Origin of the sequence: Pseudarthrobacter defluvii, assembly GCF_030816725.1 — a bacterium.
GTDB classification, from domain to species: domain Bacteria; phylum Actinomycetota; class Actinomycetes; order Actinomycetales; family Micrococcaceae; genus Arthrobacter; species Arthrobacter defluvii_A.
On record NZ_JAUSYG010000001.1, the window covers coordinates 2,726,582 to 2,752,124 of the forward strand.

Here is a 25,543-nt window from a genome sequence, read left to right on the forward strand (position 1 = left end):
CCCGCCGGGCCAGCGCGGCATACCACTTCGCTGCCGTTCCCTTCCTGACAGCAGCCCCGCCGCCGCGTGTGAGACGATCTGGTCATGACGTCCCGAACCCCGGCCACCCGGTCCCGGAAGACCCAAGGCCGGCAACAAGCGGGGCGCCTCCGGGGCATCGATGCCGCCCGCGGCCTGGCACTGCTGGGCATGATGGCCACGCACCTGCTGCCGACGTTCGAATCCAGTGCCACCCTGACCCCGACGTGGATTGGCCTCACCTTCTCCGGGCGGGCCGCTGCACTCTTCGCCGTCCTGGCGGGCGTGGGACTGGCCCTCTCCACCGGCAAGGACAAGCCCCTGGAGGGTGCCGAACTTTCCGCTGCCCGGCGGGGGGTGGCGCTGCGCGCGCTGGTGATTGCCGCCGTCGGACTTACCCTGGGCGGCCTGGAAGTGAACGTGGCCATCATCCTGGTCCACTACGCCCTGCTGTTCCTGTGCGTCCTGCCGTTCCTGGGGCTGGATGTGAAACGCCTCTGGGCGTGGGCCGCCGGCTGGATCCTGGCGTCGCCGGTGCTGGCGTACCTGCTGCGGCCCTGGCTCCTTGCCCCCGAGCCGCCCCTGCGGCTGGGCCACAACCCAAACTGGGAGGACCTGGGAACGCCTTCCTCGCTGCTCGCGGACGTGTTTTTCACCGGGTACTACCCGGTGGTTCAGTGGCTGTCCTACCTGCTGGTGGGACTTGCCATCGGCCGCCTGGTCCTCACCAAGGCACTGGTCCCCGTCCTGCTGTTGGTGGGCGGAACCGTGACAGCCGTGGTTGCCAAGACCCTTGGCGTGGCCGCCATGGAGGATTGGGGCGGCCTGGCGGCGCTGGAGAAGGCCCTCAACTCGCCGGGGTATCCGTTGGGCAGCGTGCTGCAGGTCAATCTGGCGGGGCTGCCGCAGGAGGGCTCGTGGTGGTGGCTCGCGTCGGCCGCACCGCATTCCGGCACCCCTCTTGACCTGCTGCACACCTCGGCTGTTGCAGCGGCGGTCATTGGGGCGTGCCTGCTCCTGGGACGGCTCGCCGAATGGATCGACCTGGACCTGCTGCTGCCGCTGCGGGGAGCCGGCGCCATGACGCTGACCCTGTACACGGTGCACGTCTGGGTCATCTCCGGCTTCTACCTGAAACCCCTGCCGGCTGGCTGGACCGAGGACGGGATGTACTTTGCCCACGCCGCAGCCGCCATCCTGGTTGGCATGGGGTTTGCCGTGCTGGGATGGCGGGGTCCCTTGGAATGGTTGGGTCACGCGGCGAGCCGGGTGGGCCGGGGCGGCTTCAAGGCGCTCCGCTGACCCGAAGCTTTGCTGACCTGCAGCACTGAGAGAACCGGCCGCCTGCCGGCCGGTGGGCCTAAAGGCAGGGAACCCGCGGCCACCCCGGAACGGTGCCGCGGGTTCCCTCCTGAACACCGATCAGGCGTTTGCCGGCTTGCGGGGAACTTGCCCGCTACTGGGCAGTGACGTTGAAGGTCGCCGCTTTCTCGCCATAGTCATCGAAAACCACCACCTGGACCGGACCGTTGTTCACATCGAACGCGATAATCCCCTTGCGGGCATCCCCGGCACCTACCTCGTCAGTAGGCAGGGGCCCCAGCTTCTCGTCCAGGTAAACCAGTTCGCCCTCTTTGCCGTCGGCATCCAGAACCGTGAAGTTGGAGGGGCTGGAGAAGCTGGTGCCGGTCATCGTCTCCCAGGAAACTTCAACGGCGAGGAAACCGCCGTTCTTCGGCTCGATGTAGTCCATGTTGGGAATCTTGGCCGTGTAGATGGAGTCCAGGACGGCGATCTTCACGGTGTTGCCCTCTGAGACGGTGGCCACCGTGGAGTTGACTCCTGCTGTGCTCCCGCCGGCAGTGCTTCCGCCGGACGGGGCAGGCGCGGTTTGGGAGGCCGTCGGAAGTCCGGGCACCGCGGGGAGCTTCCGGTTATCAACGGCAGCAGCAATCATGGCGACGGAGACGATGGCCATCACGATCCCGGTAATGATGCTCACCAGCCAGACGACGGCGGTGATGATCCAGGCCTTCTTCTTGTTTTCGGGGTAGCCCTCCAGCGGGCGGCCATCCCTGTCCCGGGTATTCCCGGTCAGGGTCATGATCAGGTCGACGATGGACCAGATGCCCATACCGCCGGCCGTCAGCAGCTTTGCCATCCCGGAGCCGATTTTGCCCAGGTAGAAGCGGTCCGCGCCAAAGGTGCCCAACAGGAGGGACAGGATCCAAGTTGTAACGAACGACTTGCGCGGCGCGTCGGAATAGGGGCCCTGGCCGTAGGGCCCGGGCTGGTAGTCCCCCTGGGGTCCGTGGGGACCAGCCGCGTACCCGGCTTCGAAGGAGGGCTGCGCGCCGAAAGACGAGGGTGCCGGCGGGATGGGCGGCGCCGACGGCCCGTTCTGCTGCGGGTGGGGATAATTCGGGTGGCTCATGGAATGGTCCTTCTGTGCGGGAGTGCGGGAGTGCGGGAGTGCGGGAGTGCGGGAGTGCGGGTATGGACATGCGGCTGGTGGGTTACGGATACCAGGGAGGCGGGTGAAGCTTTCAAGGTGCACGGAGCGATTAGGCCTCCGGCTTCCGGGCGCGCGCAGCGACGGTGCCTACGGTGCGGGGCCGGATGCGGCAGTACGGGCTGTTCCGGCTGTACATGTTGAACCGGGGCGGAGCCGCGCCGGAGGTGCTGCTGGACCACTCCGATGGCGTGGACAGTGCCGACCTCATGCTTTCCCCCGAAGCTAAAGAGTGTTTACCGACTAAAGCTATCGTGGACGCCACGGCACTGCGATGGGCAGAGGTGCCCATCGCAGTGGATTGGCGGCTGCGCAACCCCGCCGGGGCGCGCCACCTTGAGGATGCAGCGCCAAGTCACGACGGGGAAGCCAGATGCCGCATCCGCAAGGATGCGGCACCAGCCAGGAGCGGGCCACCAGGACGCGCCTGCAGCCAGGGCCTGCCTGCAGCTAGGACGCGGCCGTGAAAAGCTTCACGGCGTCGCGCATCGACGCCCGGGCACGCTTGCGGTCCCCGGCAGCGTCGTAGGCGCAGCTCAACCGGAACCAGGAACGCCAGTCCCCGGGCGCGGCCTCGGCCTCGGCCCGGTACTTTTCGAATTCCGCATCTGCTGCCGCCCGGACGATCCGGCCGCCTGGCGTGCGCGGGAGCTCGTCCACCGGCAGCCCGCCTTCGGCCTCAAGGACCTTGGCCATCTGCTCCGTGCGGGCACCGAACATCAGCTCGCGGATCAGGGCCCAGGCGCCAACAATGGGCAGCACCAGGTAGGCGGCACCAATGGCCTTGGCGGTCAGGTTGCTGTCCGCGAGGAGGAGGAGGGATCGCTGGAAGGACACCACCAGGTAGAACACCAGCAGCAGCGTCACCGCCGCCACCCAGATCTTGGTGCGGTTCTTCCGGAAGCCCGCCGCGAACCCGTCCACCGCCTAGAGCCCCAGGTCCAGGTAACCGTCCAGCCCGACGGTCAGGCCGGGGTGGTCCGCAACGCTGCGCACACCCAGGAGCACCCCCGGCATGAAGGACGCACGGTCAAAGGAGTCATGGCGAAGGGTCAGCTGCTCACCGGGACCGCCCAGGAGCACTTCCTGGTGGGCCACGAGCCCGCGGAGCCGCACGCTGTGCACACGGACCCCGTCCACCTCGCAGCCGCGGGCGCCGGCACGCTCACTGGTGGTGGCATCCGGGCTTGGCTGCACCTGCGCGGCGCGGCGTTCCGCGGCGATCAGCTCTGCGGTGCGGACGGCGGTGCCGGACGGGGCGTCCACCTTGTCCGGATGGTGCAGCTCGATGATTTCCACCGATTCGAAGTACTTGGACGCCTTTGCGGCGAACGCGGAGGCCAGCACCGAGCCGAGGGCAAAGTTGGGCGCGATCAGGACGCCCGTTTCAGGGTGCTCCGCCAGGAGGGATTCCAGCGCGGAAAGACGCTCAGCGTCCCAGCCGGTGGTCCCCACGACGGCGTGGATTCCGTGCTCGACGGCGAACCGGACGTTCGCTTCAGTGCTTTCGGGGACCGTCAGGTCCACCAGGTACTGCGCGCCTGAGGTGGTCAGCTGCTCCAGCGAGTCACCCCGTCCCAGGGCTGCGACGAGCTTCAGGTCGGGCGCGGCGTCGAGGGCCTTGACGGCTTCGGCACCCATGCGTCCGTTGGCGCCGAGGACGGCCACCAGCTTGGGAACGGAGTGTTGTTCGGTCATGGCATTAACCCTACCGGCGCCAGTGGTGGGTGCAGGAACCGGCCGCGATGCGTTACCTCATTTGGGGCATCAGGCGCCGGCGCCGACCCACTCCACCGTGCCGTCGGAAAAGAACTGCTCCTTCCAGATGGGCACCTGGTCCTTGATGCGGTCCACGAGTTCGGAGCAAACGGCGAACGCCTGCCCCCGGTGCGCGGCGGACACCGCGCACACCAGCGCGGGGTCGCCGATCTCCAGCATCCCGATCCGGTGCGCTGCCCAGATGCGCACGGGCTGGCCAGGCCCGGCCACCCCCGCAGCGTCCTGTTCGGCAACCAGGCGCGCGACGACGTCGGCCATCACCTGGTGTGCCGTGGGGTGCGCACTGTAGCTGAGGCGCTCGACGGCCTTGCCGCCGTCGTGGTTCCGGACCACCCCGCTGAAGCTGACCACCGCCCCGGCAGTGTCGCTTTCCACCGCGGCGATGGCCCGGTCCACGGAGATGGGGTCCGCGCTCAGGACCGCGCTGACTACCTCGAATGCTTCAGTGCCCATGTCCGCCTTCCAGCTGGTCACAAAGATGCCCGATCAACGGATCCAGCACGGTGAGCCCGTCCATGACACCCTTCGGTGACCCGGGCAGGTTCACAATAAAGGTCTTTCCCGCGGCGCCGGCGTAGCCCCGGCTCAGTGCCGCGAGCGGGGTCTTGGCTGCCCCGGCCCGCCTGATGGCCTCCATGATCCCCGGGATTTCCCGGTCCAGGAGCGGCAACGTGACATCCGGCGTCCGGTCGTCCGGGCTGAGTCCGGTGCCGCCGCTGGTGATCACGACGGCGGGGTGCTGGGTGAGGAGCGCCCGGACGGCACCGCCCACGGGCTCGCCGTCGGGAACCACCATGGCGGGAAACACGTCGAAGCCGTGCTCGGTGAGCCAGTCGGTGATCACGGGACCGGTTTCGTCATCGTAGATGCCGGCGGCGGCGCGGGTGGAGGCAATCACGACGCCGGCCTTCCGTCCCTGCACATCGCCGTGTCGGTGGGGTTCGGGCTCTCTGGAGGTTGTGGTCACAGCGCCCAGTCTCCGCTCTTGCCGCCGCTCTTGGCCAGCACCTTGATGTCCGTCAGCACCGCGTGCTTGTCGACTGCCTTGATCATGTCGTAGACGCTCAGGGCGGCCACGGAAGCCGCCGTCAGGGCCTCCATCTCCACCCCGGTGACACCCCGGGTCTTGACGGTGGAATGGATGGTGACGGCGTCCGCACCAAGGTCGAAGTCGACCGTGACCTTGGAAAGGGGCAACGGATGGCAGAGCGGAATCAGGTCCGGGGTCTTCTTGGCGGCCATGATCCCGGCGACGCGGGCAACGGCCACCGCATCCCCTTTGGGGAGCCCACCGGTGCCCAGCAACTGCATGACTTCACTGGTGGTCCGGACCGTGGCGGTGGCGGTGGCTTCCCGGGTGGTTTCGGCTTTGGCGGAAACGTCCACCATCTGGGCGCTGCCGTCCTGGCGCAGGTGCGTCAGCGCGGGGGTCTGTTCTGCATTCACAGCATCCATACTTCCACCTCGTCCCCGGCCGCGAGCTCCGTTACGCCCACCGGGACGTGGACCAGGACGTTGGAGCCCGCGAGCGCGTGCATGAGGTGCGAGCTTTCGCCGCCTTCAAGCCGAACCGTCCCGTCCGGCTGCAGGCTCCCCCGCCGGACCTGGTGCTTCTGCCCGGGGGACGTGAGCGGCTTGGCGAGCCGGGCGCGCAGCGGCAGCCTGGGCGCCGGCGCCCCCAGCAAAGCCGACAGGGCCGGACGAAGGAACATCTCGAAGGACACCAGGCAGCTGACCGGATTGCCGGGAAATCCAAGGAAGGGGACGCCGTCGAATGTTCCGATCCCCTGCGGGCCGCCCGGCTGCATGGCGACGTGCAGGAACTCGACCGGCTGGTCCGCCATGGCCTGCCGCACCACCTCGTAGGCGCCTTTGCTGACCCCGCCCGTGGTGACGATCAGGTCGACATGCGGGCTTTCAGTCCGCAGCAGCGCCTGGAGTTCTGCCGGGTTGTCGGTGGAGATACCGGCGCGCCGGACGCTGAGTCCCGCCTGCTTCATGGCCGCCTCCAGGAGGGTTCCGTTGGAGTCGAAGATCTTGCCCTCCGGAAGCGGCCGGCCCGGTGCGACGACTTCGTCCCCCGTGGTGACAAGCAGGACGGTCACAGCCCGGTACACCTCCACCTCCGCCAGGCCAAGGGCAGCCAGCAGCCCCAGCTGCGCCGGCCCCAGGCAGGTCCCGGCGGCCAGGGCCCGCTCCCCCATTGCGATGTCGCTGCCGGCCGCCCGCACGTAGGTTCCCGGCGCGGTGGCGGGCAGCGTCACCCGGGCATCCTGGCCCGGCTCCAGGAAGTGGCTGGGCACGGCCTTTTCAATGGGTACGACGGCGTCAGCCCCCGCCGGGATCATGGCACCGGTCATGATGGGCGCCGCGGTTCCCGGCTGGAGCGGCTGCGGGCTTGACCCCGCGGGAACGGGGGGCATGATGCGAAGATCCGCGCCGCCGTCGGGAATGTCCGCGGAACGGACGGCATAGCCGTCCATCTGGGAATTGGCGAAAGGGGGAAGGCTGAGCGGCGCCAGGAATCCGTGCACCAATGCGCGGCCAAGGGCTTCAGAAAGTGGAACAATTTCGACACGCGATTCTGCTGCGAGCGGGGCGAGAAGATGCGTGACGGCGGCCAGGTGCCCGGCAACGGAGCCGGCGTGGTGGGCCGTGCCGGCAGGGGTGCCGTGCGTGCTGGTCATGGATACGCCTTTGGTCTCGGCCGTCAGGATTTCACGTCAACTCTAACCGTGTGGAATCCTGTGGCTCCGTCAGGCGCAGGCGGCCGTGATGTTTCATCCTGGGGCCGGCCGCCCAGGTCGGTGGCGCGGACCTGGACTTCATACTGTCCCGGGGAGAGGTCCATGGCCAGTTTCCACTGGTACCAGGTGTCCACGGAGATGCCCTGGGCCAGTTCTGCTTCCCGCCACGGCCCCCGGTTGAGCCGCAGTTCCACCTTCCGGATACCTGTGTGCTGGGCCCAGGCGACGCCGGCGAAAATCACGGTTCCTGCACCCACCGGACGTCCGCTGCGCGGTACGTCGATGCGCGACGACGTCTTGATGGGGCCGCGCTCTGACCAGCCCCGCGGAGTCCAGTACCCGGTGTCGGCGGCGAACGTGGTGACCTTCAATTCCGTCAGCCACTTGGTCGCCGAGACATAGCCGTAAAGTCCGGGGACAACCAGCCGGACCGGGAAGCCGTGTTCCAGCGGCAGCGGTTCACCGTTCATGCCCACGGCAAGCAGCGCGTCCCTGGCGTCGGTGAGGGCCTCCAGCGGCGTCCCGGCGGTCCAGCCGTCGGCGCTGCGCGAGAGGACCATGTCGGCCCCCGGCTGGGGTTCAGCCATGGCCAGCAGGTCGCGGACGGGCCAGCCGAGCCAGCGGGCATTTCCGATCAGGTCCCCGCCCACGCTGTTGGAGACGCAGGCGATGGTGATGTGCCGTTCGGTCAGGGGCTTCGCCATCAGGTCTGCGAAGGAGAGTTGGACCTCCCGGGCCACCATCCCCGCAACTTTGAGTTGCCAGGTATCCGGGTTGACCGCCGGGACGGACAGGGCCGTGTCGATCCGGTAGAAGTCCCGGTTTGGCGTAACCAGCGGGGAAACCCCCGCAACACCGGCCTCCGCAGCGGCAGGGACCTGCGGCGCCGGAGAAACGGCGGCCGGCAGGGTGATGCGTGCCCTGGCTTCGCTGACTGCGGTGGCGGCCCCGCGCCAGATCCCCGCCAGCACCCCGCCTGCCGCAACTGCCGCTCCGGTGCCGCCAAGGGTTTGGAGGAAACTGCGGCGGGAGGAGGCAGCCGCCGTTTCGGCGCCGTGGGTTGACGCAGCGGCGTCCCACGCCTTCAGCCTCCCCACCAGGAGCCGCAACAGCACGACGGCGACAACCGCGGCCAGAAGCGGAAGCACAACGGCCAGCGGGGTCACCTGGGAACGCGTCAGGACGGCTGCCGCTCCGGCGAGTCCGAAGATGCCGATCACCAGGGCCCCGGCGAACCGCCGGCGGCGCTCGAGGACTCCAGCCAGTGCGGCCAGCCCCGCAATGACCAGTACCATGCCGGCCAGGAGCGCGTCCTTATCAGCCGTGCCGAAAGCGGAGACTGCCCAGTCCTTGACACCTGGAGGAACGGCATCGATGACCGCTCCGCCAACAGCGGCCAATGGTGAAAGGGAGGGACTGGCAAACCCCGCCAGCAACTCCCCCATTGCCACACCACCTGCTGCCGCCACTATTCCAGCGGCCGCAGCCCAACTGCTCCGGCCGTGCCGGACTGCCTGTTGCCCGCTGGGGCTTTCCGGGCCTTGTCCAAGGCCGGCGTCGTCGTCGTCCGTCCCTTGCCTGTGCCGGGAAATCTTCACAACTTCAGCATAGGTTCGTTGGCGGTTCCCGGCGCTGGTGCGGCCCGGTTTACCGCCACCCCGGGCCGTTCTGCCCCGGTCACGGTGTGATGCGCGGCTCAAGGTGGCGTAGCCTGAATTTATGAGTGTCCAGCTAGGCATGCCCCAGCCGCCGGAGGAAGCAGCATCGGCACTGCCGGCTGTGCCCGGGCGCCGGCCCTCGGATGCACCGGCCGGGCTGGCGGACCGGTATGGACGCCGCGCCACGGACATGAGGCTGTCCCTCACAGACAAATGCAACCTCCGCTGCACCTATTGCATGCCTGCGGAGGGCCTGGAATGGCTCGCCAAGCAGGCTGTGATGTCCGCCGAAGAGATCGTGCGGATCGTCAAGGTCGGCGTGGAGCTGCTCGGGGTCCGGGAACTGCGGCTGACCGGCGGCGAGCCGCTGGTCCGGCACGATCTCGTGGACATCATCGCGGCGCTGCGTGCCAACCATCCGGACTTGCCGATTTCGATGACCACCAACGGTGTTGGCCTGGCGAAGAAGGCGTCGGCGCTCAAGGATGCCGGGCTGACGCGCATCAATGTTTCGCTGGACTCCCTGCACGAGGAAACGTTCGCCAAGCTGACGCGCCGCCCCTTCCTGGACCAGGTCCTGGCCGGTGTTGACGCCGCCTGGGCCGCGGGTCTGGGCCCGGTCAAACTGAACGCGGTCCTGATGCGTGGAATCAACGACGCCGAGTCCCCCCAACTGTTGGCCTGGGCCCTGGGGCGCGGCTACGAGCTGCGGTTCATCGAGCAGATGCCCCTCGACGCCGACCACGGCTGGACCCGCCGCAACATGATCACCGCCGCCGAGATCCGCGGGCTGCTGTCCCGCGACTTCGTCCTCAGCCCCGATCCCCGCGAGCGTGACGGCGCCCCGGCGGAACGCTTCGAAGTACGACGGCGGGCGGAGGCTTCCGCGGATGCTGAGGGTCCGGTGCTGGGAACCGTAGGGATTATCGCTTCTGTCACCGAGCCGTTCTGTTCCGACTGCCGGCGCACCAGGATCACCGCCGAAGGCAAGATCATGAGCTGCCTGTTCTCGCGCGAGGAGTTCGACCTGCTGGGCCTGCTGCGTGCAGGTGCCAGCGACGGGGAATTGGCGCAGCGATGGCAGGACGCCATGTGGATTAAGCCAAAGGCCCACGGCATGGACCACGTGGGACTGGACGCCCCGGACTTTGTCCAGCCGGACCGCAGCATGAGTGCCATCGGGGGCTGACCGGGATGCTTGTACGTTACTTTGCTGCCGCACGCGCTGCCGCCGGTTCTGAGGAAGAGAAGTTCGACCTGCCGGAAGGCGCCACGGTAGCGGAGCTGCTGGCAGCCGTGGCCGCTGTTGACCGGCCCGCGCCTCCGCCCGGGACGCCGCCCCTGCCCCGTCTTCTTTCCCGCAGCAGCTTCCTCCTCAACGAGGTGGCTGTGCGGGACCAGGCATCAGTTCTTGGTCCCGACGACGTGGTGGACGTGCTGCCTCCGTTCGCGGGCGGCTAGGGCTGCGAACCCGGTCTGCTACGCCTGGCGCCGGGGTTCCTGGTATCCCTGGCGCCAGTCAGGCTTTGATTGTCAGACCCCCGTTGGATGATTCTCTTATGGAAATCGGCAGCGGTGTTGGGGTGGTGGCTTCGGAGGGTGTTCACGCCTGCGTTGCTGTCCTTGATGCCCTTGCTGTCCTTGACTCGCTGGACCGTGAGGACTCCTTCCTCGTTGCAGGGGCAGGTGTTGGTTCCGGTGTTGATGTGCTGGAGCGGCGGTACGAGATCCGGCTGGAACGGCTGGAGGTTATCTCCCGATTAGAGGCACAGCTCGCGGCGGTGAAGGCACGGGACGTCACCGAAGCCTTGCAGTTCCAGCAGGCCATGACCCCGCCGGACGCCTCCGTGCAGGACCGCACCTACACCGAAATGTCCGTCGTTGAGGAGGTCGCCGGGGTCCTGACCATCAGCTCCGCCGCGGCCGGGGCTTTCGTGGACCAGTCCCGGCGGATCTGCTCCCTGCCACCGGTGTTCGAGGCCCTGTCCACCGGGGCGATGTCGTGGCAGCACGCCCGGATTGTTGCGGACGAGACCGAAGGCCTTGACGCTGCCGGTGCCGCCGGGCTGGTGGCGCACTTCTTCGACCCCGACGCCCCCAACCCCGCCCGCGGCGCATCAGCCGGCGAACTCATCCCCTCCCGGTTCCGGGCCAAGGTCCGTGCCTGGCGCGAACGCCACCACCCCGAAACCCTCGAGAAGCGGCACGCCAAGGGCGTGGCGGACCGGCGGATGGAATACACCCCCGACAAGGACGGCATGGCCTGGGTCTCGCTCTACCTCCCCGGAGACACCGCGTGCGCCATCTGGAACCGCGCCACCGCAACCGCCCGCGGACTCCAAGGCCCCCACGAGCCCCGCACCCTCACCCAACTCCGCCCCGACATCGCAGCATCCCTGCTCCTCGGCGCCGGAAATGCCACTGAACTCGGCGAAGTCCCCACCCCGCGGGCCGACGTCCTGGTGATGGTTCCCGTGTTCGCCCTCTTCGGCGTCACCGACGAGCCCGCGATCCTGGATGGTTTCGGACCGATCCCGGCGGCCATGGCCCGGAAGCTCGTCGCGGACGGGGCGGACTCGTTCTACCGGGTGCTTGTTGATCCCCGGGACGGGGCGCCACTGGAAATCGGGCGGAAGAACTACCGGCTCACCGAAACCATCAAACGCTGGATCAGGATGCGTGACGGCAAATGCACCTTCCCCGGCTGCACCAACAAGACCCCCGACAACGAAACCGACCACCTCACCGCCTGGAAACACGGAGGAACCACAGGGATCAGCAACCTGGCCCAACTGTGCCCCAAGCACCACAGACTCAAACACCCAGCCAATGGACACCAGACCCAGCCACCCAGAAAGACCCGCCCGGCTGGACCTCACCAACCGGCCGCCACTACAAACCCGAACAACCCGACCCGGAACCAACACACTGGCCACCACGCATCCTTCCAGTGGAAGCTGTTGCGGGCGCCAATGAGGCGACGGCTTCACCGGGTACTACCGGCCCTGACGCCGGCGTGCCACCAAACACAGCCGCCTCCTCCGGTACCGCGGCTCAACTGAAGGCCACGGAATCTGACGATGAGGACGGGCAGTGGCAGCAACTGCTCGCAGACATGCCCACCTGGCCCGACCCACCACCCGAAGAACCCCCCAGCGAGTACTTGATCGACCCGACGGGACCATGCGCGTCAGATCCACTGTGGGAAGACTTCTACGCTTTGCCATTCGCCCCACCACCGGATCAGTTGCAGGGCATGTCCGTCACCCCGCTTCGGACGTAGCCCACGGCCTGGGAGTTACAGCCGTGTCTTTTCATCCGGCGCCCGTGCTTGTTCCCAAGGCAAGGGCGAGCAGGGACGGGCGGCTGTGGACTTCGCAGACCTGGAAGACCTGCTTGAACTGGTCCTGCACGGTGTAGATGGTCACCCCTTGTGCGGCCGCCATCGTTCCCGTGTCCGCTCCGGCGGCGGCGAATTGCAGCAACTCCCGCTGCCGGAGCGTCAGACCATACGACCTGGCAAACTGATCCACCGGTCCGAAGGAGGACAGGCCTGTATGGTCACGGCCAGCGGTGGGGCACCATCCTGCTGCCCGGGGTCCAATCGGGTGGCTCGGAGGAAGGCCCAGCGTCCTCTGCCGATATGTACCCGGATTCCGCTTCATGCTCATCTACTCCGGCCTCCCGGGCGAGCAACTGGGCGGCCACATTCAGCACCTCAGCAGGCACGTGTTCGTGCGGATACGGCCCGGGCTGCAGCAACCGCAGCCACCCGGCGACGGACGCGGTTTTGCCCACTACTGACAGATTCCCGTCCAGTGTCAGGACGGCCTGTTCCGGCAGGTCGTATTGTCCGGCGCCCGCCGGGTAGCCGGCGCCCGGACCTGGTCCAGTCCGGAACTGCGCGGCAACGGAGCGCCGCAACCCGGGGGTCAATTCCGCTGCCACCTCGCCAAGGCAATTGGACTCATCCTGGGTGAAGTCGACCGCCCCATCCCCCATCCGCCAGAGATCAAGCCAGGCTCAGCACCCGTACTTGTCTGCAAAGACGACTGACAGCACGTCCCGAACGTCGTACCGCCTTAATACTTCCCGCCACACCGGGCTGCGTACGGGCTCGCCCTGGGTGGCGTGCTGAAGGCTAAGCGCCGGCAGCGAAGAATCCATCAACTGTGTCCAGCGCGCGGGCCCGGAGAGATACTGAGCCGGATGAGAGTCGGCAACTCCTCCGGGCAAGGGATCCTGGCCCGGGGTGCCATTCCCACCGTGGTGCGGGGGTCGCAGAGCGGCCACACGAAGGCATCGAAGGGCAACATCCTGCCGAGCTCTGCGAGCGCAGACCTCCGGAGGGTCTGGTGGTCCAGGCCGGACGCGGCAAGAACCCAACGCCCCTGCCCTCGCCGAAGCGCCCAAGACGCGCATCATCGAGGCTGCCTACTGAGCCGCAGCGCCGGTTGAAGCAACTCAGACCCGGTGGAAGACCGAGCGCATGAACGGCCTGTAGGCCGGACTTCCACCATCCGCGACGTACTCCGTATTTGCCGACCCGCCGCCGTCGTCCTTCACGATGGAACGCAACTCGGTGATGTGGGTCAGCACCCCGTCTTCATGCAAAAGGGAGTGACGTGTCCACCCGGCATCGCTGTGGCGTTCCACGCGAAGGATGCCGTTGCGCCAGGTGCAGCGCGCAGCGGTGCCCGGCGGCACACCGGTACTGTCCACATAGTACCAAAGCACGTCGTTACGCGCCGGATCGACGGTGAAGATGCCGTGGCCCTCAAAATGGCTGCCGTCGGGCTCGATGTGGCGGTAGCTCTGCACCACGCCAAGGCCCCCAGCCACTTGGCTGTAGGTCACCTCGGCATCGACGCTGCGTTCGGGCCCCCAGGGGCCTGCAGCGACATGCGTGCGGCCCCGCCAGTGACCCAGCAGACCGGACAAGGCTGGATGGACGTGCTCCAACGCCTGCCCGTCCACGTCACGCCACCCCCTGCTGAAGATCACCTACCACTCAGGATGGACTCTGCAGAGCGGCTCCGCCAGTTACTTACAGCCCGAAGCTTTCCGTCTCATCGAAGGGGCCCACCACGGTGATGGTCCGCGGCGCGGCAGCGAGTTCGGCGGCCAGTTCCTGGACCTGTTCGGCGGTGACGGCCTTGATCAGGCGCAGCGTTTCGTCGATGTCCTGGTATTCACCGGAGACCAGCTCGGCCCGGCCCAGCCGTGACATCCGGGAGCCGGTGTCCTCCAGCGCCAGGACGATCCCGCCGCCAAGCTGCCCCACGGCCTTCCGCAGTTCATCCTCGGAAATTCCGTGCTCAGCGAGCTTGTCCAGTTCCACACCCAGCAGGTCCACCACCTGCCGCACCTTGGACGGCGTGCAGCCGGCGTACATCCCGAAGTAGCCGGCGTCGGCGTAGGACGATGCAAAGGAATAGGTGGAGTACACCAGGCCACGCTTCTCGCGGATTTCCTGGAACAGCCTGGAGGACATGCCGCCGCCCAGGACTGCATTCAGGACGCTCATGACGTACCGGCGTTCATCGGTGGCGACGATCGTGGGGCATCCCATGATGATGTTTGCCTGCTCCACGGCGCGCTTGACCACGTGCAGGCCCGCCGTACCAGTGATGAGAGCACGTTCGGTGGAACGCCGCTGCACAGGCGCGGCGTTGGACTGCAACGACCAGCCGGCAGCCTCGAGGGCACCCACCACAAGTCCGCACACGACGTCGTGGTCAAGGCCGCCCGCGGCAGTGATGACGAGTTCCTCCGGCTTGTAGTACCTGCGGTAGTGCTCCCACACCGAATCCCTGGCGACGGCCCTGATCGCCGACGGCGTGCCGCCGATGGGACGGCCGAGCGGGTGGCTGCCAAGGACCGCGGCGACAAAGTGCTCGTGGGCAACGTCGGTGGGGTCGTCGCTGTCCATGGCGATTTCTTCCAGGATGACGTCCCGTTCCTGCTCCATCTCGTCAGGGTCCAGCACGGCGCCGGTAATCATGTCCGCAATCACGTCGATGGCCATGGGCAGGTCGGAGTCCAGGACCCGGGCAAAGTAGCAGGTGCTTTCCTTGGCGGTTGCCGCGTTGGATTCCCCGCCCACCTCGTCAAAGGCTGAGGCGATCTCCAAGGCGGTGCGCCGCTTGGTGCCCTTGAACAGCAGGTGCTCAAGGAAGTGGGTGGACCCGTGCTGGCCGGGTGCCTCGTCGCGGGACCCGACGCCCACCCAGAACCCGATGGTTGCTGACCGCTGGCCCGGCATCGCCTCCGTCAGTACCCGCACTCCCCCAGGCAGCACTGAACGGCGGACCTCGGACCCGCCATCGGAGCCATGGACCAGGGTGTCGCCGGCGTGGTTCTGCTCAAGCGGCAGGGGTACAACAGTCATTGATGCCTTTCAGGAGGGGCAGCCGGATCTGGGTGCCATCGTAACAGCGGCGGGACCGGTGGATCATCCACCGGTCCCGCCGCTTCGTGCTTATGCCGGGAAGCCCGGACTGTTAGACCTCAGCGCCTTCAGCAGGCTCCGTGGCGTGGACACGCTCGGAATCGGCCGCAGCTTCTTCCTCAGCAACCACGGGGGAAAGCGAAAGCTTTCCGCGGTCGTCGATCTTGGTGATCTCCACCTGGATCTTCTGGCCGACGGAGACGACGTCATCAACGTTGTCCACGCGCTTGCCGCCTGCGATCTTGCGCAGTTCGGAGATGTGCAGGAGGCCGTCCTTGCCCGGGGTCAGCGATACGAAGGCACCGAAGGTGGTGGTCTTGACGACCGTACCCAGGTAGCGCTCACCGATTTCCGGGACCTGCGGGTTGGCGATGGCGTTGATGGCGGAGCGTGCTGCATCGGCAGACGGACCGTTGGTAGCGCCAATGTAGACGGTGCCGTCGTCCTCGATGGAGATGTCGGCGCCGGTGTCTTCCTGGATCTGGTTGATCATCTTGCCCTTGGGGCCAATGACCTCGCCGATCTTGTCCACGGGGATCTTGACGGCGATGACCCGCGGTGCGAACTCGGAGAGCTCGTCCGGGGTGTCGATGGCCGAGTTGATGACCTCGAGGATGTGCAGGCGTGCTTCGCGGGCCTGCTTCAGTGCTGCTGCCAGCACGGAGGCGGGAATGCCGTCGAGCTTGGTGTCCAGCTGGATGGCCGTGACGAACTCGGAGGTACCGGCCACCTTGAAGTCCATGTCACCGAAGGCATCTTCGGCGCCGAGGATGTCGGTTAGGGCCGCGTAGCGGGTCTGGCCGTCCACCTGGTCGGAGACCAGGCCCATGGCGATGCCGGCGACGGCGGCCTTCAGGGGCACACCGGCGTTCAGCAGGGACAGGGTGGAGGCGCAGACGGAACCCATCGACGTCGAACCGTTGGAGCTGAGAGCCTCAGACACCTGGCGGATGGCGTACGGGAATTCCTCGCGGGACGGCAGCACCGGCATGATGGCGCGTTCTGCCAGGGCACCGTGGCCGATTTCGCGGCGCTTGGGCGAGCCCACGCGGCCGGTCTCACCGGTGGAGTACGGCGGGAAGTTGTAGTTGTGCATGTAGCGCTTGCGCGTGACCGGCGACAGCGAGTCGATTTGCTGTTCCATCTTGAGCATGTTCAGCGTGGTAACACCCATGATCTGGGTTTCGCCGCGCTCGAAGATGGCGGAGCCGTGGACGCGGGGAAGAACCTCGACCTCGGCAGTGAGCTGGCGGATGTCCGTCAGGCCGCGGCCGTCGATGCGGATCTGGTCCTTGAGGATGCGCTGGCGCACAACGTGCTTGGTGACGGAGCGGAAAGCGGCGGAAAGTTCCTTCTCGCGGCCTTCGAACTGGCCCGCGAGGCCGGCGAGGACCTCGTCCTTGAGCGCGTCGGAGGCGTTGTCGCGTTCCTGCTTGTCGGCGATCTGGAAGACCGCGGCGAGCTTGTCGGCAGCAGCGGATTCGACGGCGGCGTAGGCGTCGTCCTCGTAGTCCAGGAAGACGGGGAACTCAACCGTGGGCTTGGCAGCGCGGGCGGCGAGATCGGCCTGGGCGTCGCACAGGGCCTTGATGAAGGGCTTGGCAGCCTCCAGGCCCTCGGCCACGACCTCTTCGGTGGGGGCGGTGGCGCCCTGTTCCTTGATGAGGTTCCAGGAGTTGTCCGTGGCTTCGGCCTCGACCATCATGATGGCGACGTCGTCCCCGTCGGCCCCCGACACAGACCTGCCGGCAACCACCATGTTGAACACGGAGTTCTCCAGCTGCGAGTGCTTGGGGAACGCAACCCACTGGGATCCGTTTTCGTCGTTCACCAGGGCAACGCGGACGCCGCCGATGGGGCCGGAGAACGGCAGGCCGGACAGCTGGGTGGACATCGAGGAGGCGTTGATGGCCACCACGTCGTACAGCTCGTCGGGGTTGATGGCCAGGACTGTGACCACGATTTGGACCTCGTTGCGCAGGCCCTTGATGAAGGCGGGGCGCAGCGGGCGGTCCATCAGGCGGCAGGCCAGGATGGCTTCGGTGGACGGGCGGCCTTCGCGGCGGAAGAACGAGCCCGGGATGCGGCCGGCGGCGTACATGCGCTCTTCGACGTCGACCGTCAGGGGGAAGAAGTCGAAGCCTTCACGCGGGTGCTTGCCGGCGGTGGTGGCGGACAGCAGCGCGGTGTCATCGTCGATGTACACCATTGCTGCACCGGCGGCCTGCTTGGCAAGGCGGCCGGTTTCGAAGCGGATGACCCGCTTGCCGAAGCGGCCATTGTCAATGACGGCCTCTGAGAACTGGATTTCGGGACCCTCCATAGAGAGTCACCTCCGTTTCTGGTTTGCGGAAGTCCAGCCGCATCAACCCAGGCCAGCATCTGTCTACTGGCCCTGCACCCGGTCGTCAGTCGAGACCCACGGGCCGGGCTTCTGTCGACGAAGCCGTTCCCGGGGATCACTACCGAGGACCGCGAATGCGTGATGCGGTTGATCCTCCTGTTTAGTTTTTAGGTTGTGAATGGCGCAGCCCGGTCCCGGATGGAACCGGGCCGCTCCAAAGTCCGACTAGCGGCGCAGGCCGAGGCGCTCGATGAGCGCGCGGTAGCGGTTGATGTCAGTCTTCTTCAGGTAGCCAAGCATGCGCTTGCGGCGACCGACCATGCCCAGCAGACCGCGCTGGGTGTGGTAATCGTGCTTGTGCTCCTTCATGTGCTCAGTCAGATCCTTGATCCGCTGGGTCAGGACGGCAACCTGGACCTCGGGTGAACCGGTGTCGCCTTCGGCGGTTGCATATTCCTTGATGATGGACTGCTTTACAGCGGCGTCAAGTGCCACAATAACTCCTTGGGATGTGCCGTGAGGGCCCGGATCAGAAACTCACTGCCGGGTCTGCCGCGTACGTCCCAACCCGGAAAACCGGAGAGGGCCGCTGACAACAGGAACCAGCCGCCACGGACTGCAGCCGGATCCATCGTCCAGTTTACCGGGCCGGGCCTAACCTTGTCGAAACACGCGCGGCAGGATCACCGCGGGCGCTCAGCCTTGCAGCCTGTCCCGGACGGCGGCCATGCCCTCCAGCACCTCGGCGAAGCTGGTGGTCAGGGGCGACAGCCCCACCCGGATGCCGTGCGGCGAGCGGAAGTCCGGAATAACGTCCCCTTCCCAGAGCGCCTCCACCGTGGCCTTGGTGAAGTTGGGATGGTCCACCGTGATGTGGCCGCCCCGCTCCCCCGGCTCCCGGGGCGACGCCAGCTGAGCACCCAGCGGGGCAAGCCAGGCGTCAAAAACCTCCACGGCGAAGGCGGTCAGGGCCACGGACTTCTCCCGGATGGCGGCCATGCCGGCTTCTTCGATGAGGTCCAGGGTGCCCTGCATGGCGATCATGCCGAAAATGGCGGGAGTGCCGCTGAGGAAGCGGCGGATACCGTCGGCCGGTTCATAACCGGCGGCCATCTCAAAGGCGTCCTTGCGCCCCATCCAGCCCCAGATCGGCTGGTTCAGCGACGGCAGGTGGCGGGCGTTGACGTAGGCGAAGGCCGGCGATCCCGGGCCGCCGTTGAGGTACTTGTACGTGCAGCCGGCAGCGAAGTCCACGTCCGCGCCGTCCAGGTCGATCTCCACCGACCCGGCCGAATGGCACAGGTCCCACACCACCACGGCGCCGGCGTCGTGCACGGCCGCGGTGATTCCCGGCAGGTCGGCGAGGTGGCCAGAGCGGTAGGCAATCTGGCTGAGGAGGACGACGGCGGTACGCGGCCCGGTGGCCTGGCGCACCTGCTCAAGGGTCACCCCGGCAGCGGGATCGGGTTCGATCCAGCGCAGGATTAGGCCTTCCTCGAGGGCAATGCCTTCCACCAGGTAGCGGTCCGTGGGAAAGTTCTCGGTATCCAGCACGAGCTCGTTGCGGTCGGGGTCCTGCACGGCGGCAAGGGCGGCCCGGATCAGTTTGTAGAGGACCACGGTGGTGGAATCGGCGATGATGGTCTGCCCCGGAGCGGCGCCCAGGACCGCGCGTCCCAGTTGGTCGCCGATGGCCTGGGGCATGGCCAGCCATCGTTCGTCCCAGCCGCGGATGAGCCGCCCTCCCCACTCGTCGCGGATGAACGCGGCAACGTCGTCGGCGGTCCGCTTCAGGGGCCGGCCCAAGGAGTTTCCGTCAAGGTAGGACAGGGGCGCGTCAGTGCCGATGAACTGCTCCCGGTAACGGGCCAGCGCGTCCTGGCGGTCGAGCTCTTCGGCCCGCCTGCGGAGCTCCCCGGCAACCACATCGGTGCTGTTTTCCTTGTGAATGCTCATTGTCCAATCTCCGTCCTGACAGCGAACAGTTCCGGGAAAAACGTCAGCTCCAAGGCCTTCTGCAGGAAAGTCACCCCGCTGGATCCTCCGGTGCCGGTCTTCATGCCGATAGTCCGCTGGACGGTGCGCAGGTGCCGGAACCGCCAGAGCTGGAAGTTGTCCTCCAGGTCCACCAGTTCCTCGCACGCCTCATACGCGGCCCAGTTGTCCGCGGCGTTTTCGTAGATGTGCTTGAAGAGCGGGACCAGTTCCGGGGTGAACTCATAGGCCTGCGTCACGTCCCGGTCCAGGACGGACCGCGGCACGTCAAACCCTTGCCGGGACAGGTAGGCCAGGAACTCGTCGTAGATGCTGGGGGCGGCCAGCAGCTCCGCCAGCATGGCGTGGGCCTGCGGATCGGATTCGAAAATGGGCAGCATCTTGCTGTTCTTGTTGCCCAGGACGAATTCCACGGCCCGGTACTGGGCGGACTGGAAACCGGAGGAGTTGCCCAGGAAGCCGCGGAACTGCGAGTACTCGGTGGGTGTGAGGGTGGCCAGGACGGACCACTGCTCGGTGAGGGTCTTTTGGATGTGCTTGACCCGGGCAATGCCCTTAAGCGCCGAGCCGAGATCGTCCGCACGCAGCCAGTCCGCGGCGCTGCGCAGTTCATGCAGGACCAGTTTCAGCCACAGCTCAGTGGTCTGGTGCTGGATGATGAACAGCAGCTCGTCGTGGTGTTCGGGCTGGCTGACCGGCTGCTGGGCGCTGAGCAGCGTGGGAAGCTGCAGGTAGGAGGCGTAGCTCATCCGCGAGCTGAAGTCGCGGACAATCCCCTGATCCAGGTTGCGGGTGTTCTTCTCGACGGACACGCAATGCCTTTCGTTGTTGTCACCCCCGGCGGTGGCTGATGCGCTTAGTCGCCGGCAAGGATCCGGTGGGCCTGGGCCACATCCAGCCGCATCTGTTCCACCAGGGCCTCAGGGCCACGGTAGGCCACCATGCCGCGGAGCCGCTGCACGAATTCCACGATGACTGTCTGGTCGTACAGATCGAAGTCCTCCACGGCTTCCTCCGGCCTGTCGATCACATGCGCCTCCACCTGGCGGCTGACGCCGTCGAACGTGGGGTTGGAACCCACCGAAATGGCCGCTGGCCAGCGCTTGCCTGCCTGGTCCACCAGCCAGCCGGCGTAAATGCCGTCCGCGGGAATCAACCCTGTGGCATTCGAGGATAGGTTTGCGGTGGGGAAACCGAGCGCCCTGCCCCTGGCGGCGCCGTGGACCACTTCGCCGCGCATCCGGTGCGGGCGGCCCAGCACCGACGCGGCCGTGGCGACGTCACCCTCCTGCAGCGCCTCGCGCACCCAGGTGGAGGAACAGCGGCGGTCCGTGCCGTCGTCGTCATGCAGGGGGTAGCCCTCGGACCCGAACTCGCTGATGACCTGGACGTCGAAGCCGAACTTTTCGCCCAGCTCCTTCATGGTCTCAAGGTCGCCGGAGTTGCCGCGGCCGAAGCGGGCGTCGTGGCCGATGACGACGTGGCTGGCGTGCAGGCAGTCCACCAGGTACTGCTCCACGAATTCCTCGGCCGTGAGGCTGGCAAGGTCCAGGGAGTACTTGACCACCAGGATGGCGTCCAGGCCCAGCTCCCCAAGCGCCTCCAGCTTGTCATCGAGCCCCATGATGAGCTCCGGCGCTGCCTCGGGCCGGTGGATTACTGCCGGGTGGGGGTCGAAGGTGATGGCCACGGCCTTGGCCTGGGAGAGGCGGGCCGAACGGATCAGCTGTGACAGCACCTGTTGGTGGCCGCGGTGAACGCCGTCGAAGTTGCCGAAGGTGACAACAGATGGGCCGAAGTCCGCCGGGACATCGGACGGATCGTTCCAGATGTAGACCATCACCCTCGCCTTAAGCTGCGTGCAAGCATCGACGTTCCGCCAGCACTGCCGGCTGCGGAACCCTTCAAGGTTACCCGGATCCGCTGCGCGGATTTTGCCATCATTCCGCAGCCTTGGCGGATGCTGCCGCGGCCTGGGAGGGGCGGCGGCGGTACAGCCACACCAGTCCCAGGATGGGAAGCAGCAGCGGGATGAAGCCGTAGCCGCGGCCAAACTGGGACCAGACGGTTTCATGCGGGAACTGCACGGAGTCCAGGATGCTGAGCGTCCCAACTACCAGGACGCCGGCCAACTCAACCAGCACAGCGGCAACGGAGACCTTGAACCAGGTTGTTCCGGCCTTGGCCAGCGACACCGTGGCCAGGATGTAGACCAAGGCGGCGAAGGCGGAGAGCAGGTAGGCCAGCGGGGCCTCGGAGAACTTGGTGAGGATCTGGTATCCGGCGCGGGCTGTGGCCGAGATGGCGAACACCCCGTACACCGCGATCAGCAGGCGTCCGGGTCCGGTGTTGCGGGTATTGCGGACAGGGGCATCGCCGGCCGCCGCGCGGGCATGCTGCTCTTTCATTCTTGCTGCTTCTTCCACTTCAGTACCAGATCTGGTTCATTCGCGCGGCCATCACCAGTACGGTGACGCCCACTGCGGCCAGGACAAAGTTGCTCCACCGCGTCCGCTCGAGGATGGACCAGTAGATGGCAGCGGGGGGCAGGAGCATGGCGGTGCCCATGTACCCCCAGAACTCCCAGGCCTCCCCGGCGATTGGTTCCCCGGCAATGACCCGGACGATCGACCCCACCAGGTAGACCAGCAGCGCCACTTCCACGGCCACCACGGAAAGGATGGTGATGTCGTTGGGGGCCTTCTTCAGGATGGCAGCGCCCAGGCACACCACGGTGGACACCAGTCCGGCGACGAGGATGATCCAGAAATAAGCGTCCACGCCTATGCCTCTGCAGGGGTGGTGGCCGCTGCCCCGTTGCCCGGGGCGAAGACGAGGACGGGCTTGGCGTAGCTGCCCGAGTCCGCGAGCAGGGCCACCAGGCTCCCGTCGGGGGCGAAGCCCGCGGCTGGGTGCTCGGCGGTGGCGGCGCCGGGCGTTCCGGGGGCCGTACCGGCGGCGATCCGCCGCCCGAAGGAGATTTCGGCAGTTTCCTCGACGGTCAGCTCCCGGTTGGGCATCAGGGCCCGGGCAGCCAGGGACATGTCCAGGATGTCGAGCTCGTCGGCGAGCTGTTCCAGCGTGCGCGCCTGCTCCAGGGAGTACGGGCCCACCTGGGTGCGCCGGAGCGACGTGAGGTGCCCGCCCACGCCCAGGGCGTTGCCGAGGTCCCGGGCCAGGGCGCGGATGTACGTGCCGGAGGAGCATTCCACGGTGACATCCAGGTCCACGGCGCCTTCCGCTGCGTCCCTGCGGATCGCGTGGACATCGAACCGGTGGATGGTAACGGGGCGTGCGGCGAGCTTGACGTCCTCGCCGGATCGCACGCGGGCATAGGCGCGTTCACCGTTCACCTTGATCGCGCTGACGCTGCTGGGCACCTGCTGAATTTGGCCCGTCAGCGCCGCGACGCCGTCGTAAATCTCCTGGTCGGTGATGCCGGCGGCGCTGGTGGTGGCCGTGACCTCGCCTTCCGCATCATCGGTCACCGTGGACTGGCCCAGCCGGATGGTGGCGGTATAGGTCTTGGAGGTGCCCACGATGTAGGTCAGCAGCCGGGTGGCCTTGTTAATGCCGAGCACCAGCACGCCAGTGGCCATGGGATCGAGTGTTCCCGCGTGCCCCACTTTCCGGGTCCCTGCGAGGCGCCGCATCCGGCCAACCACATCATGGCTGGTCCATCCCTGCGGCTTGTCCACTATCACCAGTCCAGAAAGCACGCCTCCCAGTATATCGGCGCAGGTTGGGGCCGCTGTCCAGGTGCGGCCAGCGACGGCGGCAGGAACGCTGGCCAGGCCCCTCACCGGGCGTAAGCGGAGGGAAGGTCAACGGCGGCTAGGATGGCTGGCATGCCCCAGCTTGCCGCCCATGTCCGCGACGTGCCCGTGAACCAGATCCGGGAAATTACCGAGGCAGCCTGGCGCACGCCGGGCGCCGTGGTGCTGAGTATCGGCGAGCCGGGCTTCCCGCTCCCCCGTCATGTCCTGGACGCGGGCATCGCCTGCCTGGACCGGGATGAGACGAACTACACGCCCAACGCCGGGATTCCCGCCCTTCGCGAGGCGTTCGCCGCCAGGTTCCGGGAAGAGCAGGGCGTGGACGTCGGCGCTGACCGCGTGTACGTGGTGTCCGGTGCGCAGCAGGGCCTGCACTTCGCCATGAGCCTGCTGCTCTCCCCCGGCGACGAAATCCTGATTCCCAATCCGGGTTACCCCACCTTTGCCATGACCAGTCGGCTGCTCAATGCACTCCCCGTGGGCTACCCGCTGCATCCGGAGCACGGCTTCCAACCCCGGGTTGCGGACGTGGAGGCCCTGATCACCAGCCGCACCCGGGTGCTGGTGCTCAACTCGCCCTCCAACCCGCTGGGTGCCGTGCTCAACCGGGACCTGGTGCGCGAGCTGGTGGAGCTGGCCCGCCGGCACGACCTCTGGGTTATCTCCGACGAGTGCTACGAGGCGTTCACCTATGACGTGCCGCATGTCAGCCCGGCAAGGTTCGACGGCGGCACCGAGGTTGATGCGCGCGTGTTCACTTCGCTGACACTCTCCAAGACCTACGGGCTGACTGGGCTCCGGATCGGTGCGCTGATCTGCCCGCCGGGGCTTGAACAGAAGATGGACAACGTCATGGAGTCGATCGTCTCCTGTGTGGCGTCCGCCCCGCAGTACGCTGCGCTCGCTGCGCTCACCGGCCCCCAGGACTACGTCCGGCACGCACACCGGCACTACCGGGAGAACCGGGACGCGGCCTCGGCGGTCCTGGCTGCGAAGGGGATCCGCTACCTCCCGGCGCAGGGTGCCTTCTACCTGTGGACCGATATGTCCCACGTAACCGGCGGCGACGTACGGGCATGGGTCCGGCGCTTCCTTGCCGACTCCGGCGTGGCGCTGGCTCCGGGGACTGCCTTCGGCTCCATCGGCGAGGGCTGGGTCCGGATCGCGCTGTGCGGCCGCAAGGAGGATCTGCTGGAGGGACTCTCCCGGCTGCCGGCCACCCGGCTGTAGGTCAGGTGGGCGCCGTCAGCTGCGGGCGCCCCCGAGTGCCTGGTCCAGCCACGACCGGAGGACCTGCGCGGGGGCGGCTCCAGCCTGGCGGGCGGCGACCTTCCCGTCAACCATCACCATCAGCGTGGGGATGGCCTGCACGTCGAACCGCCGGGACAGGCCTGGCGCCTTGTCCACATCCACCTTCACCAGCTTGATTTTGCCGGGGCGTTCCCGCGCCAGCTTGTCCAGCACGGGGCTGACCATGCGGCAGGGCCCGCACCAGGCAGCCCAGAAATCGACCAGCACCGGCACCGGGGATTGCTCCGCCACCGCGGCGAAGTCGCTGTCACCCGCGGCCACGATCCACGGCAGGTCCGCCTTGCAGTTGCCGCAGCGGGGGTGCCCTGACGCCTGCGCGGGCACGCGGTTGGTCTTCCCGCAGGAGGGGCAGCTAAGCAGCGTGGGTTCCATCGTCAGTATTCCTTCCTGCTGTCAAAGGCCCGCCACGCCTGGAAGGGGACATCCGACGTCGGGATGTCACCCCGGGTGACCGGCATCAGTTCCGGTGCGGCGCCGCTGAAATAGTCGTAGAAGAGGGCGTCGTCGAAGCCGGCCGCCGCGGCCCCATGGCGGTCCGCAGCGAAATAGACGCGACCGATTCTGGCCCACAGGGCCGAAGCCAGGCACATGGGGCAGGGCTCGCAGCTGGCGTAGAGGACCGATCCGGTCAGATCAAAGTTCGCTGTGGCCGCGGCGGCTGCCCGGATGGCCACCACCTCGGCGTGGGCGGTGGGGTCGTTGTCCCGGGTCACCCTGTTGACGCCGGAGTGGACGCGCCCGTCGGGGGTCACCACCACCGCTCCGAAGGGACCGCCGCCCTCGCCGACGTTTCGCGTGGCCAGGTCCACGGCCTGTTCCAGGTAACGGTCCCGTTCGGGATGGTGGTCCTGTCCCACCTCCCGTTCGAGGTGTTCAAGGGGGATGTTTCCGTGGTCTGCGGCGCTCATAGCACGATCCTAGCCACGGTTACGCGGATGGGGGATGGAAAGGG

General features: G+C 67.2%; 28 protein-coding genes. 5 read left to right on the forward strand and 23 right to left on the reverse strand.

Annotation, left to right across the window (positions count from 1 at the left end; translation table 11 throughout):
• Positions 1-84 precede the first annotated feature (84 nt).
• Entirely contained in the window at positions 85-1,320 is a 1,236-nt protein-coding gene (locus QF031_RS12810) for a heparan-alpha-glucosaminide N-acetyltransferase domain-containing protein (protein ID WP_307428572.1), read from the forward strand.
• 154 nt (positions 1,321-1,474) lie between these two features.
• Here the strand turns inward: QF031_RS12810 and QF031_RS12815 are convergent, their stop codons facing one another.
• From QF031_RS12815 to QF031_RS12855, 9 genes are all read right to left on the reverse strand, one after another.
• Positions 1,475-2,452, reverse strand: coding sequence for a TM2 domain-containing protein (locus QF031_RS12815; protein WP_307428575.1), 978 nt, complete (start codon positions 2,450-2,452; stop codon positions 1,475-1,477).
• Positions 2,453-2,582: 130 nt separating this feature from the next.
• The gene (locus QF031_RS12820) at positions 2,583-2,741 is read right to left on the reverse strand and encodes a hypothetical protein (protein WP_307428578.1); all 159 of its coding nucleotides are present in this window, start codon (positions 2,739-2,741) and stop codon (positions 2,583-2,585) included.
• Positions 2,742-2,980: 239 nt separating this feature from the next.
• Positions 2,981-3,454 (reverse strand): hypothetical protein, encoded by a 474-nt coding sequence (locus QF031_RS12825; RefSeq protein ID WP_307428581.1) that lies wholly within the window; start codon positions 3,452-3,454, stop codon positions 2,981-2,983.
• Positions 3,455-3,457: 3 nt separating this feature from the next.
• Complete coding sequence (dapB, locus tag QF031_RS12830; protein WP_307428584.1) at positions 3,458-4,228, reverse strand: 4-hydroxy-tetrahydrodipicolinate reductase; 771 nt, start codon at positions 4,226-4,228, stop codon at positions 3,458-3,460.
• 69 nt (positions 4,229-4,297) lie between these two features.
• The gene (locus QF031_RS12835; protein ID WP_307428588.1) at positions 4,298-4,762 is read right to left on the reverse strand and encodes a molybdenum cofactor biosynthesis protein MoaE; all 465 of its coding nucleotides are present in this window, start codon (positions 4,760-4,762) and stop codon (positions 4,298-4,300) included.
• Positions 4,752-5,276: a MogA/MoaB family molybdenum cofactor biosynthesis protein gene (locus QF031_RS12840; RefSeq protein ID WP_307428590.1), complete on the reverse strand. Its 525-nt coding sequence runs from the start codon at positions 5,274-5,276 to the stop codon at positions 4,752-4,754. The genes QF031_RS12835 and QF031_RS12840 overlap by 11 nt, the downstream gene beginning before the upstream one ends.
• Positions 5,273-5,764 carry a cyclic pyranopterin monophosphate synthase MoaC gene (gene moaC / locus QF031_RS12845; protein WP_307428593.1) on the reverse strand — a complete coding sequence of 164 codons (492 nt, stop codon included), beginning with the start codon at positions 5,762-5,764 and terminating at the stop codon, positions 5,273-5,275. The genes QF031_RS12840 and moaC overlap by 4 nt, the downstream gene beginning before the upstream one ends.
• Positions 5,752-6,996, reverse strand: a complete 1,245-nt coding sequence (locus tag QF031_RS12850; protein ID WP_307428596.1) for a molybdopterin molybdotransferase MoeA — start codon at positions 6,994-6,996, stop codon at positions 5,752-5,754. The genes moaC and QF031_RS12850 overlap by 13 nt, the downstream gene beginning before the upstream one ends.
• Before the next feature lie 23 nt (positions 6,997-7,019).
• Positions 7,020-8,501, reverse strand: coding sequence for a molybdopterin-dependent oxidoreductase (locus tag QF031_RS12855; RefSeq protein WP_307433334.1), 1,482 nt, complete (start codon positions 8,499-8,501; stop codon positions 7,020-7,022).
• Between the two features lie 274 nt (positions 8,502-8,775).
• Here QF031_RS12855 and moaA point away from each other — a divergent pair, with 274 nt between their 5' ends.
• The 3 genes from moaA to QF031_RS12870 all read left to right on the forward strand — a co-directional run bounded on the left by moaA (position 8,776) and on the right by QF031_RS12870 (position 11,776).
• On the forward strand, positions 8,776-9,903 hold the full coding sequence (moaA, locus tag QF031_RS12860) for a GTP 3',8-cyclase MoaA (protein WP_307428600.1): 1,128 nt from the start codon (positions 8,776-8,778) through the stop codon (positions 9,901-9,903).
• A 5-nt stretch (positions 9,904-9,908) separates the two neighbouring features.
• Entirely contained in the window at positions 9,909-10,175 is a 267-nt protein-coding gene (locus QF031_RS12865) for a MoaD/ThiS family protein (protein WP_307428603.1), read from the forward strand.
• A gap of 98 nt (positions 10,176-10,273) precedes the next feature.
• On the forward strand, positions 10,274-11,776 hold the full coding sequence (locus QF031_RS12870; protein ID WP_307428607.1) for an HNH endonuclease signature motif containing protein: 1,503 nt from the start codon (positions 10,274-10,276) through the stop codon (positions 11,774-11,776).
• A gap of 252 nt (positions 11,777-12,028) precedes the next feature.
• Here QF031_RS12870 and QF031_RS12875 read toward each other — a convergent pair whose 3' ends face one another.
• The 12 genes from QF031_RS12875 to truB all read right to left on the reverse strand — a co-directional run bounded on the left by QF031_RS12875 (position 12,029) and on the right by truB (position 23,223).
• Positions 12,029-12,160, reverse strand: coding sequence for a hypothetical protein (locus QF031_RS12875; RefSeq protein ID WP_307428619.1), 132 nt, complete (start codon positions 12,158-12,160; stop codon positions 12,029-12,031).
• A 115-nt stretch (positions 12,161-12,275) separates the two neighbouring features.
• Complete coding sequence (locus tag QF031_RS12880) at positions 12,276-12,716, reverse strand: hypothetical protein (RefSeq protein WP_307428622.1); 441 nt, start codon at positions 12,714-12,716, stop codon at positions 12,276-12,278.
• Positions 12,717-13,178: 462 nt separating this feature from the next.
• Positions 13,179-13,718: a DUF1579 family protein gene (locus QF031_RS12885; RefSeq protein WP_307428625.1), complete on the reverse strand. Its 540-nt coding sequence runs from the start codon at positions 13,716-13,718 to the stop codon at positions 13,179-13,181.
• A gap of 43 nt (positions 13,719-13,761) precedes the next feature.
• The gene (locus tag QF031_RS12890) at positions 13,762-15,105 is read right to left on the reverse strand and encodes a M16 family metallopeptidase (RefSeq protein WP_307428627.1); all 1,344 of its coding nucleotides are present in this window, start codon (positions 15,103-15,105) and stop codon (positions 13,762-13,764) included.
• Positions 15,106-15,217: 112 nt separating this feature from the next.
• Positions 15,218-17,488, reverse strand: a complete 2,271-nt coding sequence (locus QF031_RS12895; protein ID WP_307428630.1) for a polyribonucleotide nucleotidyltransferase — start codon at positions 17,486-17,488, stop codon at positions 15,218-15,220.
• 246 nt (positions 17,489-17,734) lie between these two features.
• Positions 17,735-18,004, reverse strand: coding sequence for a 30S ribosomal protein S15 (gene rpsO / locus QF031_RS12900; protein ID WP_214941143.1), 270 nt, complete (start codon positions 18,002-18,004; stop codon positions 17,735-17,737).
• 201 nt (positions 18,005-18,205) lie between these two features.
• Entirely contained in the window at positions 18,206-19,465 is a 1,260-nt protein-coding gene (locus QF031_RS12905; protein ID WP_307428634.1) for a kynureninase, read from the reverse strand.
• Positions 19,462-20,316: a tryptophan 2,3-dioxygenase gene (gene kynA / locus QF031_RS12910; protein ID WP_307428636.1), complete on the reverse strand. Its 855-nt coding sequence runs from the start codon at positions 20,314-20,316 to the stop codon at positions 19,462-19,464. Before kynA ends, QF031_RS12905 begins: the two co-directional genes overlap by 4 nt.
• Before the next feature lie 44 nt (positions 20,317-20,360).
• Positions 20,361-21,344: a bifunctional riboflavin kinase/FAD synthetase gene (locus QF031_RS12915; protein ID WP_307428638.1), complete on the reverse strand. Its 984-nt coding sequence runs from the start codon at positions 21,342-21,344 to the stop codon at positions 20,361-20,363.
• Between the two features lie 100 nt (positions 21,345-21,444).
• Positions 21,445-21,912, reverse strand: coding sequence for a hypothetical protein (locus QF031_RS12920; RefSeq protein WP_307428641.1), 468 nt, complete (start codon positions 21,910-21,912; stop codon positions 21,445-21,447).
• Positions 21,913-21,931: 19 nt separating this feature from the next.
• Positions 21,932-22,285 carry a hypothetical protein gene (locus QF031_RS12925; protein ID WP_307428644.1) on the reverse strand — a complete coding sequence of 118 codons (354 nt, stop codon included), beginning with the start codon at positions 22,283-22,285 and terminating at the stop codon, positions 21,932-21,934.
• A gap of 2 nt (positions 22,286-22,287) precedes the next feature.
• The gene (truB, locus tag QF031_RS12930) at positions 22,288-23,223 is read right to left on the reverse strand and encodes a tRNA pseudouridine(55) synthase TruB (RefSeq protein ID WP_307428646.1); all 936 of its coding nucleotides are present in this window, start codon (positions 23,221-23,223) and stop codon (positions 22,288-22,290) included.
• 129 nt (positions 23,224-23,352) lie between these two features.
• Between truB and QF031_RS12935 the strand changes: the two genes are divergently transcribed.
• A complete protein-coding gene (locus QF031_RS12935) occupies positions 23,353-24,510 on the forward strand; it encodes a pyridoxal phosphate-dependent aminotransferase (RefSeq protein ID WP_307428648.1) in 1,158 nt (385 codons plus the stop codon).
• A gap of 15 nt (positions 24,511-24,525) precedes the next feature.
• Here the strand turns inward: QF031_RS12935 and trxA are convergent, their stop codons facing one another.
• On the reverse strand, positions 24,526-24,963 hold the full coding sequence (gene trxA, locus QF031_RS12940; protein WP_307428651.1) for a thioredoxin: 438 nt from the start codon (positions 24,961-24,963) through the stop codon (positions 24,526-24,528).
• A gap of 2 nt (positions 24,964-24,965) precedes the next feature.
• A complete protein-coding gene (locus QF031_RS12945) occupies positions 24,966-25,499 on the reverse strand; it encodes a nucleoside deaminase (protein WP_307428654.1) in 534 nt (177 codons plus the stop codon).
• Between the last annotated feature and the right edge of the window lie 44 nt (positions 25,500-25,543).

What these genes read in the sequence shown, in the direction of transcription:
- QF031_RS12920 (WP_307428641.1), bottom strand. Translation starts at nt 21,912, where the DNA reads ATGAAAGAGCAGCATGCCCGCGCGGCGGCCGGCGATGCCCCTGTCCGC.
- QF031_RS12890 (WP_307428627.1), bottom strand. Translation starts at nt 15,105, where the DNA reads ATGACTGTTGTACCCCTGCCGCTTGAGCAGAACCACGCCGGCGACACC.
- QF031_RS12815 (WP_307428575.1), bottom strand. Translation starts at nt 2,452, where the DNA reads ATGAGCCACCCGAATTATCCCCACCCGCAGCAGAACGGGCCGTCGGCG.
- QF031_RS12855 (WP_307433334.1), bottom strand. Translation starts at nt 8,501, where the DNA reads ATGGGGGAGTTGCTGGCGGGGTTTGCCAGTCCCTCCCTTTCACCATTG.
- moaA (WP_307428600.1), top strand. Translation starts at nt 8,776, where the DNA reads ATGAGTGTCCAGCTAGGCATGCCCCAGCCGCCGGAGGAAGCAGCATCG.
- QF031_RS12870 (WP_307428607.1), top strand. Translation starts at nt 10,274, where the DNA reads ATGGAAATCGGCAGCGGTGTTGGGGTGGTGGCTTCGGAGGGTGTTCAC.
- QF031_RS12865 (WP_307428603.1), top strand. Translation starts at nt 9,909, where the DNA reads ATGCTTGTACGTTACTTTGCTGCCGCACGCGCTGCCGCCGGTTCTGAG.
- QF031_RS12895 (WP_307428630.1), bottom strand. Translation starts at nt 17,488, where the DNA reads ATGGAGGGTCCCGAAATCCAGTTCTCAGAGGCCGTCATTGACAATGGC.
- moaC (WP_307428593.1), bottom strand. Translation starts at nt 5,764, where the DNA reads ATGGATGCTGTGAATGCAGAACAGACCCCCGCGCTGACGCACCTGCGC.
- QF031_RS12850 (WP_307428596.1), bottom strand. Translation starts at nt 6,996, where the DNA reads ATGACCAGCACGCACGGCACCCCTGCCGGCACGGCCCACCACGCCGGC.
- QF031_RS12915 (WP_307428638.1), bottom strand. Translation starts at nt 21,344, where the DNA reads ATGGTCTACATCTGGAACGATCCGTCCGATGTCCCGGCGGACTTCGGC.
- QF031_RS12880 (WP_307428622.1), bottom strand. Translation starts at nt 12,716, where the DNA reads ATGGGGGATGGGGCGGTCGACTTCACCCAGGATGAGTCCAATTGCCTT.
- QF031_RS12820 (WP_307428578.1), bottom strand. Translation starts at nt 2,741, where the DNA reads ATGAGGTCGGCACTGTCCACGCCATCGGAGTGGTCCAGCAGCACCTCC.
- QF031_RS12835 (WP_307428588.1), bottom strand. Translation starts at nt 4,762, where the DNA reads ATGGGCACTGAAGCATTCGAGGTAGTCAGCGCGGTCCTGAGCGCGGAC.
- dapB (WP_307428584.1), bottom strand. Translation starts at nt 4,228, where the DNA reads ATGACCGAACAACACTCCGTTCCCAAGCTGGTGGCCGTCCTCGGCGCC.
- trxA (WP_307428651.1), bottom strand. Translation starts at nt 24,963, where the DNA reads ATGGAACCCACGCTGCTTAGCTGCCCCTCCTGCGGGAAGACCAACCGC.
- QF031_RS12875 (WP_307428619.1), bottom strand. Translation starts at nt 12,160, where the DNA reads ATGGCGGCCGCACAAGGGGTGACCATCTACACCGTGCAGGACCAGTTC.
- QF031_RS12945 (WP_307428654.1), bottom strand. Translation starts at nt 25,499, where the DNA reads ATGAGCGCCGCAGACCACGGAAACATCCCCCTTGAACACCTCGAACGG.
- QF031_RS12810 (WP_307428572.1), top strand. Translation starts at nt 85, where the DNA reads ATGACGTCCCGAACCCCGGCCACCCGGTCCCGGAAGACCCAAGGCCGG.
- QF031_RS12905 (WP_307428634.1), bottom strand. Translation starts at nt 19,465, where the DNA reads ATGAGCATTCACAAGGAAAACAGCACCGATGTGGTTGCCGGGGAGCTC.
- QF031_RS12935 (WP_307428648.1), top strand. Translation starts at nt 23,353, where the DNA reads ATGCCCCAGCTTGCCGCCCATGTCCGCGACGTGCCCGTGAACCAGATC.